This is a genomic window from Lentzea fradiae (assembly GCF_900100955.1).
In the GTDB taxonomy this organism is placed as follows: Bacteria; Actinomycetota; Actinomycetes; order Mycobacteriales; family Pseudonocardiaceae; genus Lentzea; species Lentzea fradiae.
This window is the reverse complement of record NZ_FNCC01000002.1, coordinates 379389-392554: the sequence shown is the minus strand read 5'-3', so window position 1 is coordinate 392554 and position 13166 is coordinate 379389. Positions and strand designations below refer to the sequence as shown.

Below are 13166 nucleotides of genomic sequence, written 5' to 3'. Positions count from 1 at the left end.
TTGGACCGCACTGCGCTCCAATCAACAGCGAAAGTCGCGCTGTGTTGCAGCGTTTGTCCCGCCTAAAGTGCGACAAACGCTGCATCTCGCCGTAACATATGCTGCGTGGAGATGCTGAAGGCGATGAAGTTGATCAGCGGTTTCACCGCTGATCAATGGGGGATGGTCACTGCCCAGCAAGCGAAGTCCCTGGGAATCAGCCGCTCCACGCTCCACCGGCTCGAAACCGCCGGTCACCTCGACAGAGTCCGGCATGGTGTCTACGCCTCCACTGCCGCCGCCATCACCGCGTCGAGGGACCAGAAGGCCGCATGGCTCGCCCTCAACCCCTCGACACCGGCATGGGAACGACCACTGCTCGATCCTGACGGCGGCGTCTTGTCCCACCAGGCCGCCATCAACCTTCACGGCCTGGGTGAACTGCCCGCCGACCGCATGACCTTCACCACGCCCCGTCGGCGGACCAGTCGCGATCCCGACCTGTGGTTCAAACGCGCCCAACTCGCCGAGACCGACGTGACTCTCGTTGACGGGCTGCCGGCCACCACGGTCCTGCGCACCATCTGCGACCTGCTCGACCAGCACATCGACGGCAGCCACATCGCGACGATCATTCGCGAAGGCGTCATCACCAACCTCGTTCACCTCGACGACCTCACCGAGGCCATCGGCCCGTACGCGCTGCGCTACGGCGTCCGGCGCCCAGGGGACGGGCTGGCGCTGCTCGAACACCTGCTCGCTGAGATCGGCACGTCGGTCGAGGATCTGGTCACACGGCCCGCGCCTGTGTTCCCGCACGGCCATGCCGTCGCCACCGCACTCGCCGCGATGCTGAAAGACAGCCACGTGAGTTCCCATGACTTCCCGAGAGTCGCCAACGGACTTGCAGAAGCTGCTGCCCAGGCGTCTCATCTGCGTGCCACGCTGGCCGAATCAGCCGCGAGAGGCATGAACGCGTCGATGACTCACGCGATGTTGTCCGCGCTGCAGAAGCACAAAATCCCGACGATTCCACCGATTTCCAACGCGATACTTCAAATTCTTCGGAACTCCACGGTGCCCTACATCAACCAGACCGCACAGATCGCGGCCGGACTGGGCATACGTGCGCCGCACGAAGGCTCTTGAACTCGGCGACGAATTCATCACACCGCTTCTGCTCGCAACACCCCCTGCCGGTGGCTGGAACCCCGCCACACGCACCTGGTCCTGACCGAGGAAGTCAGGCACGGCCCATTCGACCTCGTCTGGTTCGACCTCCAGGCCCTACAGCCGCCGAACTGCCGCTTGTGGGTGACCACTGCGTTGCCTAGCGTCAACACATGCATCGTTCGCGGGTGATCCTCCCGGCGCTGACCCTCACCGCGTTGACCCTCTTCGCCCAGGTTCCCGCTGGTGGCGCCGCTCCCGCGATGGAGTGGCAGGAGGTCTTCCACGAGGACGGCACGATCACCCGGACGCTGACCCCGCAGGCGCCCGCCGAGGAGGCGCCGAGCTTCCGGGCGCTGTCGGTGGCCGAGGTCACCAGGGTCTTCGGCGACCGCGACCCGTCCGACGCGTTCGACCTCGTCTTCGTCGGCGACGGCTACACGGCCGACGACCTCGGGACCTACGCCGCGAACGTGCTGAGCAAGTGGGAGGAGCTGTCGGCCGTCGAGCCGTTCGCGTCCTACAAGCAGTACTTCAACGTCTGGCGGGTCGACGTCGTCTCGAACGAGTCCGGTGTGGACCACGACCCGGCGCGGGGGCTGCTGAAGGACACCGCGCTGGACATGGGTTTCTGGTGCCAGGGCAGGGACGCCACCACCGAGCGCCTGCTGTGCGTGAACGAGACGAAGGCGGCGTCGTTCGCGGCGCTGGCCCCGCAGGCCGACCAGGTGATCGCGCTCGGCAACACCGCGAAGTACGGCGGTGCGGGCGGTGCGGTCGCGACCGCGTCCGGGAGCAACGCCTCGTCCGGTCAGATCGCGATCCACGAGCTGGGCCACTCCATCGGCGGCCTGGCCGACGAGTACGACTACCCGTACGAGACCTACACCGGCGCCGAGCCGCGCGAGATCAACGTCACCGCGGACCCCACCGGTGCGAAGTGGAGCGCCTACCTCGGCCAGCCGTCACCGGACGGCGGCGTGGTCGCCCCGGTCGAGGGCGCCCGGTACTACAAGTACGGCCTGTACCGGCCGACCGAGGACTCGATCATGCGGACGCTCGGCAAGAAGTTCAACTCGATCGGCAGGGACGCGATGGTCACCGCGTTCAAGGCGAAGGTCCCGTCGCTGAACTTCGAGCTGGCACCGGGGGTCCCGATCATCAGGCCGGTCCCCCGGTAGGTCACTCCTTCGCGAGCTCGTCCAGCACGGGTTGCAGGTCGGACGCCAGCACCGGCACGAGGAACGCCGCCGCGACCTTGTGGTCCTTGTCCACGACGAACGTCGACGGCACGGCGTTGGCCGGGACGCCGCGGAAGACGTTGACGAAGCTGCGCGCCGAGGCGTCGTAGATGGACGGGTACGTCAGCGACCTGTCCTTCATGAAGTCCCGCGGGTGGTCCTTCGAGGTCTCCTTGACGTCCACCCCGAGGACCTGCGTGCCGGCGTCGTGGAGCTTCTGCATCTCCGGCGCCTCGGTGCGGCACGGACCGCACCAGGCGCCCCAGATGTTGATGACGACCGGCTTGCCGGCGAAGTCGACGAGCTTGACGGTCTTGCCGTCCTCCATCAGGGACTCGCCTTCGAGGCCCTTCAGCTCCTTGCGCTCGCCGGGGGCGTAGCGGATCTCGACCTGGCCGCCGGGCGCGACGAGGTAGAAGTCGCCCGCGCCGATCTGGGCCGCGTCCTTGCCGGTGGTGCACCCCGCGACGAGCAGGAGCAGGACGAGCAACCGCTTCATGCGCCGGTCACCCTGGGGTTCGTGACGCCGACGGGCTCGGAGTAGGAGATCCGGACCAGCTGCTCGCCGTCGAAGATCAGCGAGGTGAGCGAGGCCAGCGAGCACTCGCGGCGGCGCGGGTCGTGCCACATGCGCTTGCCTTCCAGGAACCGGCGGACCGTCCAGATCGGCAGCTGGTGCGACACGCAGACAGCCTCGTGCCCCTCGGCGGCGGCGCGGGCCTTCTGGACGGCGCCGAGCATCCGGTGGGCGATCTCGATGTACGGCTCGCCCCACGACGGCTTGAACGGGTTGGTGAGCTTCGACCAGTGCTGCGGGGACCGCAGGGCGCCGTCGCCGACCGCGACCTTCAGGCCCTCGAACTGGTTGTCCGCCTCGATCAGCCGCTCGTCGGTCGCCAGCTCCAGGCGGTGCGAGTCGGCGATGGGCGACGCGGTCTGCTGCGCGCGCTCCAGCGGGGACGCGACGACGTGCACGATGTCGTGGTCGGCGAGGTGCTCGGCGACGGTCAGCGCCTGCTTCTGGCCGCGTTCGGACAGCTTGAAGCCGGGGATGCGGCCGTAGAGGATGCCGGTCGGGTTGTGCACCTCGCCGTGGCGGAGCAGGTGGACGACGGTGCGGGTCACTGGCGGGCCTCCTTGGCGGCGCGAGCCGCGTGCGGCAGCGCGTCGGCGATCACGGCGAACTCCTCTTCACCCATGGCAGCGTTCACGAACCACGCTTCGAACGCCGACGGCGGGGCGTAGACACCTCGTTCGAGCAGCGCGTGGAAGAACGGCGGGAAGCGCCACGTCTCGCACGCCTGCGCACCCGCGTAGTCCTTCACCTCCGAAGAACCGAAGAACACGCTCACGAGGTTCCCGGCGAACTGAACGCGGTGCTCGACACCGGCCTCGGTCAGCGCCGCGGTGAACAGCGCGCCCAGCCGCGTGGCGTTGCGGTTGAGCGCCGTGTAGACGTCGTCGTCGGCCGCGCGCAGCGTCGCGAGACCGGCGGCGACGGCGACGGGGTTACCGGACAGCGTGCCCGCCTGGTAGACGGGGCCGGACGGCGCGAGCTTGGCCATCACGTCCGCACGGCCGCCGAACGCCGCCGCGGGCAGGCCGCCGGACATGACCTTGCCGAACGTGTACAGGTCGCCCTTGACGCGCTCCAGGCCGAACCAGCCGGCGCGCGAGACGCGGAAGCCGGTCATGACCTCGTCCATGATCAGCAGCGCGCCCTCGGCGTCGCAGAGGTCGCGCAGGCCCTGGTTGAAGTCGGGCAGCGGGGCGACGGCGCCCATGTTGCCCGCGGCGGCCTCGGTGATGACGCACGCGATCTCGCCGGGGTTCTCGGCGAACGCGGCGCGCACGGCCTCGATGTCGTTGTACGGCAGGACGAGCGTGTCCGCGGCCTGGGCGCCCGTGACGCCGGGCGAGGTCGGGAGGCCGAGCGTCGCGACACCGGAGCCCGCCTGGGCGAGCAGCGCGTCGACGTGGCCGTGGTAGCAGCCGGCGAACTTGATGACCTTGCGTCGTTCGGTGAAGCCGCGGGCGAGGCGGATGGCGCTCATGGTGGCCTCGGTGCCCGAGTTGACCAGGCGGACCTGACGGACGGGCTCGACGCGGTCGACGATCTCGGCCGCGAGGTCGACCTCCCCCTCGGTCGGCGTGCCGAACGACAGGCCGTGCACGGCCGCCTGCCGCACCGCCTCGACGACGGCGGGGTGGGCGTGCCCGAGGATCATGGGGCCCCACGAGGAGACCAGGTCGACGTACCGGTTGCCGTCCGCGTCCCACAGGTGGGGGCCCTCGCCGCGCACCATGAAGCGCGGGGTGCCGCCGACGGAGTGGAACGCCCGCACCGGAGAGTTGACCCCGCCGGGGGTCAGCGTCGACGCGCGCTCGAACAGGGCCTGGGATCGACTCGCAGTCACGTGCCCCAGTCTCACATGCCGGGCTGAGCGGCTGCCTCCGGCCGGGTGCGCAGGGCCAGCATGACCTGCCTCACGGCGTCGATGGCGAGCACCACGGCGAGCGTGAGCGACGCGGCGGCCGTGCCCAGCCAGTTGCCGTGCAGGCGGGTGGAGACGAGCGGTTCACGGCCCTCGGCCGGGTACTCCAGCGGCACGACGCCGCGGTTCCAGCACCACACCGCAGCGACGACGAGCAGCACGACGGCGACGGCCTCGCCCGCGGCGACGACCCACCGCTGGGGCTGGTGCAACCCCTGTCCGGCGGGTGCGGCCGGTGCGGGCTCCTCCACGACGGTCTCCGGCTCGGTCACGGCCTCTGTCACGTCGCTCACCCTCTCACGACCCGCCGCAGCGCCGCGAGCAAGGCTTCCGGATCACGCGCCCAGCCGAGCACCACCGTGCCGTCGAGCAGCCGCAGCGGCACGGCCGTCGTCCCCTTGGGGACCGACCAGCCGCCGCCGAGCACCCGCGCACCGGCCGGTGCCCCGACGTCGCGGAACCCGTCGATCATCGCGACCGGCACCTTCTCCCGCCCGAACTGCGCCTCCTCGGCCGTGAGCGCGACGGTGCCGGTCTTGGCCCTGCCGTACACCCACAGCACCGCTCCGAGGGTCAGCCCGAGCCCTGCGATCGTCCACAGCGCCACCGACGCCGGTCCGGTGAGGAGCTCGACGAGGTACCCGGCCACCGCGAACGCGGGGCCCCACAGCAGCGGCCACCAGCTGCCGCCCGGCTCCCGGTACAGCACTAGTGGACGAACCTGTTCGAGGGCGGCAGGAACTGCAGCACCACGGCGGCCACGGTCAGCCCGATGACGACGACGCCCATCGCCACGGCGGGCTGCCACACCTGCGCCGCGAGCGCGAAGGACAGGATCACGAACATCGACAGGGCGCCGAGCACGGCGAGGATCGTGAGCAGGATCCGCGCCCAGCTCTGCCCGTTGCGCAGGACGATCGCGAACGCGATGTACGGCGCGGCGGCGATCAGCATCCCGAACCCGGACATCATCGCCAGCGCCCGCACGCCGAACTCGCCTGCCGCCTGCCTCCGCTGCGAGACGACGTCCTCCTGGCCGATGAGGTACTCGGAGTTGGTGAGGAACAGCACCGGCAGCAGCGCCACCGACAGCACCGCGCCGGCGATCCAGATCCACGTCGCGGCGGTGACCGTGGGCGGCCGGTCGGGCGCCAGCTCCTGCGGCGCCACCGGCCGCAGCGGCGTCATGGCGAAGCTCGCCTGGCCGACCTGGTTCACCTGGTAGTGGCCGCCCGGCTGCGGCGGCGCCGGGTACGGCCCCGCCGGGTTCTGCCACTGCACGTCGTCCGGGGTGGACCAGGGGTCCCGCGGTTGGCTCACTGCTCACGCACCTCCTCCGTCCACTGTGCCGCAGCGCGCTGCCACGTGAACACGATCGCGACGCAGATGAGCAGAAGCGTGACCAGGTTCGCCGCGCTGACGCCGACGACGAGCAGCCACAGCATGTGCGCGACGGCGACGACCGACAGCGCCACCCGCGCCCAGTTCCTCCTCTTCAGGAACAGGCGGGTGAGCCAGCCGTACAGCGCCGCGAAGAGCACCCCGACGACGCTGAGCGCGAGGAGGAAGTCCGTCACGTCGCCGGAGGAGCGTCCGCTGAGCCGTTCGATCTCACCGCGCTGGAACCACAGGCCCGCCGTCGTGAACAGGACGAAGACGGCGGTCGCGAGCCACAGGCCGACCGCGACGCGGACCGGCCGGGGTGCGTCGTTCACAGCTTCTCGCGTTCGGCCAGGTACTCGCTCGACTGCCGGAAGAAGAACAGCACGACGCCCGCGACGGCGACCAGCACCGCCACGACACCGAGGGTGTTCGTGATCATCTGGAAGAACAGGCCGATCAGCAGCGTGATCAGCAGGCCGGTGCGGCTCTTGCGCAGCCCGCCGCGGACCTTGCCCGCGAACCACACGGCGAGCCCCGCCAGCACCACCGTCACGACCAGCGAGATGATCACCAGCCCGTTGACCGTCGAGGCGATCATGTCGCGGGTGATGTTCCGGTCGCTGTTGCCCTGCACGGCCGCGTCGACCAGCACCTGCTTGTTCAGCAGCACGTAGAACGCGGCCAGCACGCTGAGCGCCACACCGGTGACCACGAGCCAGTAGCCGGCGGTGATGGTGCCCGGAGTGCCCGGTTCCTTCGGAGACGTCACGCCCGAGAACCTAGGTGCGCGGGGTGGCGCTGTCCACCGCGACGCTCCTCCTGAAGTGCGCGGACACCCGCCACATCAGCACGACCGCCGACGCCTCCAGCACCGTCGTGACGAACGTGACGCCCAGGTCGGTGCCGGTCATCTCGACACCGACGGACTCCGCCGCGCCACTGGCCCACGCGACGAGCCGGAACAGTCCGTACGCGACGGACGCGGCGCCCAGCACCGTGAGCACGATCCGCGCCCAGTTCCGCCCGCGCGCCATGGCGTTCGCCAGCCGCGTGTAGGCGAGCAGGACCGCGGTGGCGATCAGCAGTCCGAAGAGGATGCCGCCGTTCACGCCCGCGTCGATCTGGTCCTGGCCGAGTTCCGGGTTCTGCCTGCGCGCCTCGGCCACGAGCATCTCGCGGTCGAAGAGCTGCGCGACGAACCGCACCATGCCGATGCAGGCGCTGGAGATCCACAACCAGCGCGCCACCTCGACCAGGCGGGGAGCTACCGGTCCAGCCACCGGGCGGCTTCCACTGCCCAGTACGTCAGCACGACGTCCGCACCGGCGCGGCGGATGGACGTGAGCGACTCCAGGATGGAGCGCTCGCGGTCGATCCAGCCGTTGCGGGCGGCGGCCTCGATCATCGCGTACTCGCCGGAGATCTGGTACGCGGCGACCGGCACGTCCGAGATCTCGGCGACCGAGCGCAGCACGTCCAGGTACAGCAGGGCGGGCTTGACCATGACCATGTCCGCGCCCTCTGCGAGGTCCAGCTGCACCTCGCGGACGGCCTCGCGGGCGTTCGCCGGGTCCTGCTGGTAGGTCTTGCGGTCACCGGCGAGCTGCGACTCCACGGCGTCGCGGAACGGCCCGTAGAACGCCGACGCGTACTTCGCCGAGTAGGCGAGGATGCCGGTGTCGCTGAGCCCCGCCTGGTCGAGCGCGTTGCGGATGAACGCGATCTGGCCGTCCATCATGCCGCTGGGACCGACGACGTGGGCACCGGCACGAGCCTGGGCCACGGCCATCTCGCCGTAGACCTCCAGCGTCGCGTCGTTGTCGACGGTGCCGTCCGCGGCGAGCACGCCGCAGTGGCCGTGGTCGGTGAACTCGTCGAGGCAGCAGTCCGACATCAGGACGGTGCTGTCGCCGAGCTCGGAGCGCAGGTCGCCCAGCGCGGCGTTGAGGATGCCGTCCGGGTCGGTGGCACCGGAGCCGACGGCGTCGCGCTCGGCGGGCACGCCGAACAGCATGATGCCGCCGACACCCGCCTGCACGGCCTCGACGGCGGCTTTGCGCAGCGAGTCGCGGGTGTGCTGGAAGACGCCCGGCATGCTGCCGATCTCGGCGGGCTCGGCCAGCCCTTCCTTGACGAACATGGGCAGGACGAGCTGCCTCGGGCGGACCTCGGTCTCGGAGACCAGGCGGCGCATGGCGGGCGTCGTGCGCAGACGACGCGGCCGGTGAAGTGGGTACATCTTTGACTCCCTAGCGGAAGAGAGTCGAAGGGGCCGCTCAAAGGAACTTGAGCGGCCCCGACGGCTTCGTTTTGACTAGCTCCTGCGCAGGCGCTTGGTCTTCCTGGGCGGGGGAAGGGCTCCCTCGGCGCGCAGGCGGGCGGCGTGGGCTGCCAGCGCGTCGACCAGCGCGGGCACGTTCGCCTCCTCCGGCTGCACGTCGACCCGGAGGCCGAACTCCCGCGCCGTCTCGGCGGTCTGCGGGCCGATGCACGCGACGAGCGTGCGGGCGTGCGGCTTGCCCGCGATGCCGACCAGGTTCCGCACGGTCGAGGACGAGGTGAAGCACACCGCGTCGAAACCGCCGGACTTGATCATCTCGCGGGTGTCGGCGGGCGGCGGGGCCGCACGCACGGTGCGGTACGCCGTCACGTCGTCGATCTCCCAGCCACGTTCGCGCAGGCCCGCGGCCAGCGTCTCGGTGGCGATGTCGGCCCGCGGCAGCAGCACGCGGTCGACCGGGTCCAGGATGTCGTCGTAGGGCGGGAAGTCGTTGAGGAGGCCCTCGGACGACTGCTCACCGGACGGCACGAGCTCGGGGATGATGCCGAACGAGCGCACCTTCGCCGCCGTGGCCTCGCCGACGCAGGCGATCTTCACGCCGGAGAACGCGCGAGCGTCCAGGCCGAACTCGCGGAACTTCTCCCACACGGCGCGCACGGCGTTGGTCGAGGTGAAGACGACCCACTGGTAGCGGCCGTCGACCAGGCCCTTGACCGAGCGCTCCATCTGCGCGGGGCTGCGCGGCGGCTCGACCGAGATGGTCGGCACCTCCACGGAGATCGCGCCGTGCGAGTGCAGGCGCTCGCTCATCGCGCCCGCCTGCTCCTTGGTGCGCGGGACCAGCACGCGCCAGCCGTACAGCGCCCGCGACTCCCACCAGGAGAGCTTCGAGCGGGCAGCGGCGGCGGCACCGACCGTGACGACGAGCGGGCCGTTCAGCTCACCGGCGTCGGCTGCCGCGGAAGCCAGCGTCGTGTCGATGGTGCGCTGCTGGAAGCCCGTGCCCTCGGCGGTCACGGCGACCGGCGTCTGCGGCGCCAGACCGTTCTCGACCAGGTTGGACGCGGCCTCGGCCAGGTGCGACCCGGTCGCGTGCAGCACCAGCGTGCCGGGCGAGGCGGCAAGCCCCGCCCAGTCGCTGACCGCGCGCACGTCGACCTCGGTGTGCACACCGCCGAGCGCCACGCCCGCGTAGGCGGGGACGGCGGTGCCGGCCGGTACGCCGGGGACGACGTCGAACGGGATCGCCGACTTCGCGACGGCCTGGGCCTCCTTGACGACCGCGTCGAGGGTCAGCGGGTCACCCGCGACGAGGCGGACGACGGTCGCGCCGTTGCGCGCCTCGTTCACCAGGTCCTTGGCCACGTCGGCGGACTCGCCGACAGCGGGGCGGACCTCGACTCCCTCGGCCACGGTCGCGAGGACGTCCGCGGGGACGTCCGGGTCGGTGACCACGAGTTCAGCCCTGGTGAGCAAGTCGTGGGCCCGGACCGTGAGCAGCCCGGTGTCGCCGGGGCCGGAGCCCACGAAGGCGATGCGTCCGGGGGTCTTGCGTGCGCGGGTCATCAGGGCACTCCCCATCGATTACGCCTCTGGACCGCTCAGCACGGCGGCCCCGAGGTCGAGCAACTCGGCGGCCAGCGCACGGCCGAGTCCCTCAGCTTCGGTCAAGTCACCGGTGGCGGACGCGCGGAGCAGGTCGTTCTCCGGCGTCGCTGCGACCCCGCGCAGGGAAAGCCGGTACACGACCTTCCCCTCGTCGTCGAGGTCCTCCACCACATCGGCCAGCGCGCCGACCGGCGCACTGCAACCCGCCTCGAGCGCGGCCAGCATGGCGCGCTCGGCGGTCACAGCGGCCCGGCTGGCCGAGTCGTCCAGAGTGGACTGGATCAGGTGCTCGGTGTCGACGTCGCCGACCCGGCACTCCACTGCCAACGCGCCCTGGGCGGGCGCGGGAAGCATCTGGATGGGCTCCAGCGTCTCGGTGATCTCGTCAGCGCGGCCGAGGCGCGAGATGCCGGCACGGGCCAGCACCACGGCGTCGAGCTCGCCACTGCGGACCCTGCCGATGCGGGAGTCCACGTTGCCGCGCAGCGGCACGATGTCCAGCCCGAGGCCGAGGGCCTCCAGCTGGGCGGCACGGCGGGGGGACCCGGTGCCGACCTTCGACCCCGGCAGCAGCTCGCCGAGCGTGAGGCCGTCGCGCGCCACCAGGGCGTCGCGCGGGTCCTCTCGCTGCGGCACCGCCGCGAGCACGAGACGGGGGTCCTGTGCGGTCGGGAGGTCCTTGTAGGAGTGGACGGCGACGTCGATCTCGCCCCTGGCGAGCGCGTCGCGCAGCGCCGACGTGAAGACGCCGATGCCGATCTGGGCGATCGGCGCGTCGGACAGGTCACCCGGCGTCTTGACGACGACGATCTCGACCTCTGCGCCGGCCGCCCTGAGGGCGTCGGCGACGGTTCCCGTCTGCGCCAGCGCCAGAGCGCTGCCTCGGGTCCCCATCCGTAGGGTGCGGGTCACCGCGTTTCACCATCCACTGAAGACTTGGTCTGGCTGACGGCCCCAGGCGTCTGGGGGTCGAGCCCGAACAGTTCGCGGAGAGCCTCCGCGTAGCCGGTCCCACCAGGCGAGGAGGCGAGCTCCTTCACCCGGACGGTCGGCGTGTGCAGGAGCTTGTCTACAACGCGGCGCACCGTCTTGGCCAATTCACCGCGTGTCGAGGCGTCCAGTTCGGGAAGTCGCGAATCAAGGCGGAGCAGCTCGGCGTCGACCACCTCGGCTGCCCGCTTGCGCAGGGCCGTGACGGTCGGCGTGACCTCGGCGGACCGCTGGGTCGCGAGGTACGCCTTGACCTCGTCGGCGACCAGCTGGGCGGCGAGCCGCGCGTCCTGGCCGGCGGGGGCGTCGGAGAGGCGCCGCTGCAACGTTTCCAGGTCCACCACACGAACGTTCGGCAGCTGCGCCGCGGCCGGGTCGACGTCCTTGGGCAGGCCGAGGTCGCAGACGACGAGCGGGCGCGAGCGCGGTCCGATCGCGTCCGCGTGCACGACCGTGTCGACCGAGCCGGTGCACGCGAAGACGACGTCCGCGAGGTCGATCTCGACGGCCAGCGCGGTCAGGTCGACGGCCGTCGCGGGGACGCCCTCCGCCTTCAGCGACGTGGCGAGACGCACACCGTTGGCCTGCGTCCGGTTGGCGATGACGACCTCGCCGATGCCCGCCCTGCGCAGGTGGGCGGCGGCCAGGCCGCCCATCGCACCGGCGCCGACGAGCAGCGCGCGCTTGCCGACGAGGGTGCCCAGCGCGGCCTCGGCGTCGCCGAGGGCCTCGGACACGACCGACGCGCCCGCGTGGTCGATGCCGGTCTCGCTGTGCACGCGCTTGCCGACGCGCAGCGCGTTCTGGGTGAGCTCGTGGGCGGTCTTGCCGACGGTGCCCGCCTCGTCCGCCACCGCGTACGCGGCGCGCAGCTGACCGAGGATCTGGGACTCGCCGACGACCATGGAGTCGAGGCCGGCCGCGACGGAGAACAGGTGCTCGACGGCGGCGGCCGCGTAGTGCACGTAGAAGTGCTCGTACAGCGACTGCGGGTCGACCTGCGCGTGCTGGGCCAGCACCTCGACGACCTCGGACATGCCGCCGTGGAACGACTCGACGACGGCGTAGACCTCGACCCTGTTGCAGGTGGAGAGGACCATCGCCTCGGAGACGCTGGGGGCGGCGAGCAGCTGGCCGAGGACCTTGGGCAGGTCGGGCTCGGCCACCGTGACGCGTTCGAGGACCGGTACGGGGGCGGTGCGGTGCGACAGACCGACTACGAGCACACTCATGCGGTCGCACCCACTGACACCACGTCTGCCGGAGCCGTCTGGCTCACGCTCACGGGCGAATCACCATCCCGTCCACACCGAGTCCGTTGCCGTCCGAGACGCTCGCAGCCTCGTCCGCACGCCGAGCGACGTGGAACGACAGGATCTGCATCTCGACCGCCAAGTCAACCTTGCGCACCTCGACGTTGTCTGGAACCTGAAGGACAACCGGTGCAAAGTTCAGAATGCACTGCACGCCCGCAGATACCAAACGGTCGCAAACCGACTGGGCGGCGGGCGGCGGCGTCGCGATGACACCGATCGACACCTCGCGCTCCAGGCAGACGGCGGTGATCTCGTCGATGTGGTTGACCGGAATGCCCCCAACAGGGATTCCGATGAGATCCGGGTCCACGTCGAAGAGCGCGGTGACCGGGAAGCCCCTGCCGGGGAAGCCGCCGTAGTTGGCGAGAGCGTGACCAAGGTTACCGATGCCGACGACGGCGACGGAGTGGTTGCGGGTGAGCCCGAGAATGCGCTCTATGTGGCTGACGAGCACCTCGACGTCGTAGCCGACGCCCCTCGTGCCGTACGAGCCGATGTAGCTCAGGTCCTTGCGCAGTTTCGCGGCGTTGACGCCCGCGGCCTGGCTCAGCTCCTCGCTGGAGACGGCCGTGACGCCCTGGTCGGCCATGCCGGACAGCACGCGCAGGTACACGGCGAGCCTCGCCACCGCGGCCTCCGGGATCGCCCGCGCTCGCTCCCTGTCGGCAGGCTCCAGAGGGGTGGCGGTCGTCTCACCTTCGCC

The 13166-nt window shown here is 70.8% G+C and carries 16 protein-coding genes; 2 read left to right on the top strand and 14 right to left on the bottom strand.

All coding sequences use genetic code 11. From position 1 onward, the window contains the following. The first annotated feature begins 111 nt into the window (after positions 1 to 111). Together BLT23_RS05940 and BLT23_RS05935 are read left to right on the top strand one after the other, a co-directional pair. A complete protein-coding gene (locus BLT23_RS05940) occupies positions 112 to 1128 on the top strand; it encodes a type IV toxin-antitoxin system AbiEi family antitoxin domain-containing protein (RefSeq protein WP_281248821.1) in 1017 nt (338 codons plus the stop codon). Between the two features lie 194 nt (positions 1129 to 1322). Continuing rightward, positions 1323 to 2330: a M64 family metallopeptidase gene (locus BLT23_RS05935; protein WP_090046364.1), complete on the top strand. Its 1008-nt coding sequence runs from the start codon at positions 1323 to 1325 to the stop codon at positions 2328 to 2330. A 1-nt stretch (position 2331) separates the two neighbouring features. Here BLT23_RS05935 and BLT23_RS05930 read toward each other — a convergent pair whose 3' ends face one another. The 14 genes from BLT23_RS05930 to BLT23_RS05865 all read right to left on the bottom strand — a co-directional run bounded on the left by BLT23_RS05930 (position 2332) and on the right by BLT23_RS05865 (position 13139). Further along, complete coding sequence (locus tag BLT23_RS05930; RefSeq protein WP_090046363.1) at positions 2332 to 2889, bottom strand: TlpA family protein disulfide reductase; 558 nt, start codon at positions 2887 to 2889, stop codon at positions 2332 to 2334. Further along, entirely contained in the window at positions 2886 to 3515 is a 630-nt protein-coding gene (locus BLT23_RS05925; RefSeq protein WP_090046361.1) for a histidine phosphatase family protein, read from the bottom strand. The genes BLT23_RS05930 and BLT23_RS05925 overlap by 4 nt, the downstream gene beginning before the upstream one ends. Continuing rightward, positions 3512 to 4807 (bottom strand): glutamate-1-semialdehyde 2,1-aminomutase, encoded by a 1296-nt coding sequence (gene hemL / locus BLT23_RS05920; protein ID WP_090046360.1) that lies wholly within the window; start codon positions 4805 to 4807, stop codon positions 3512 to 3514. The genes BLT23_RS05925 and hemL overlap by 4 nt, the downstream gene beginning before the upstream one ends. 11 nt (positions 4808 to 4818) lie before the next feature. Beyond that, a complete protein-coding gene (locus tag BLT23_RS05915) occupies positions 4819 to 5169 on the bottom strand; it encodes a hypothetical protein (RefSeq protein ID WP_143035835.1) in 351 nt (116 codons plus the stop codon). A gap of 5 nt (positions 5170 to 5174) precedes the next feature. After that, a complete protein-coding gene (locus tag BLT23_RS05910) occupies positions 5175 to 5594 on the bottom strand; it encodes a hypothetical protein (protein ID WP_090046356.1) in 420 nt (139 codons plus the stop codon). Then, the gene (locus tag BLT23_RS05905) at positions 5594 to 6205 is read right to left on the bottom strand and encodes a hypothetical protein (RefSeq protein WP_090046354.1); all 612 of its coding nucleotides are present in this window, start codon (positions 6203 to 6205) and stop codon (positions 5594 to 5596) included. Before BLT23_RS05905 ends, BLT23_RS05910 begins: the two co-directional genes overlap by 1 nt. Beyond that, a complete protein-coding gene (locus BLT23_RS05900) occupies positions 6202 to 6600 on the bottom strand; it encodes a hypothetical protein (RefSeq protein WP_090046352.1) in 399 nt (132 codons plus the stop codon). The genes BLT23_RS05905 and BLT23_RS05900 overlap by 4 nt, the downstream gene beginning before the upstream one ends. Beyond that, entirely contained in the window at positions 6597 to 7037 is a 441-nt protein-coding gene (locus tag BLT23_RS05895) for a hypothetical protein (RefSeq protein WP_090046351.1), read from the bottom strand. Before BLT23_RS05895 ends, BLT23_RS05900 begins: the two co-directional genes overlap by 4 nt. A 10-nt stretch (positions 7038 to 7047) precedes the next feature. Beyond that, the gene (locus BLT23_RS05890; RefSeq protein WP_143035834.1) at positions 7048 to 7548 is read right to left on the bottom strand and encodes a hypothetical protein; all 501 of its coding nucleotides are present in this window, start codon (positions 7546 to 7548) and stop codon (positions 7048 to 7050) included. Further along, on the bottom strand, positions 7533 to 8507 hold the full coding sequence (gene hemB, locus BLT23_RS05885; protein ID WP_090046347.1) for a porphobilinogen synthase: 975 nt from the start codon (positions 8505 to 8507) through the stop codon (positions 7533 to 7535). Before hemB ends, BLT23_RS05890 begins: the two co-directional genes overlap by 16 nt. Positions 8508 to 8582: 75 nt before the next feature. Next, positions 8583 to 10115: a bifunctional uroporphyrinogen-III C-methyltransferase/uroporphyrinogen-III synthase gene (locus tag BLT23_RS05880; RefSeq protein ID WP_090046346.1), complete on the bottom strand. Its 1533-nt coding sequence runs from the start codon at positions 10113 to 10115 to the stop codon at positions 8583 to 8585. Positions 10116 to 10133: 18 nt separating this feature from the next. Continuing rightward, positions 10134 to 11069 (bottom strand): hydroxymethylbilane synthase, encoded by a 936-nt coding sequence (gene hemC / locus BLT23_RS05875; RefSeq protein ID WP_090046344.1) that lies wholly within the window; start codon positions 11067 to 11069, stop codon positions 10134 to 10136. Beyond that, positions 11066 to 12379 carry a glutamyl-tRNA reductase gene (locus tag BLT23_RS05870; protein WP_090046343.1) on the bottom strand — a complete coding sequence of 438 codons (1314 nt, stop codon included), beginning with the start codon at positions 12377 to 12379 and terminating at the stop codon, positions 11066 to 11068. Before BLT23_RS05870 ends, hemC begins: the two co-directional genes overlap by 4 nt. Positions 12380 to 12428: 49 nt before the next feature. Continuing rightward, positions 12429 to 13139 carry a redox-sensing transcriptional repressor Rex gene (locus tag BLT23_RS05865; protein WP_245743757.1) on the bottom strand — a complete coding sequence of 237 codons (711 nt, stop codon included), beginning with the start codon at positions 13137 to 13139 and terminating at the stop codon, positions 12429 to 12431. Between the last annotated feature and the right edge of the window lie 27 nt (positions 13140 to 13166).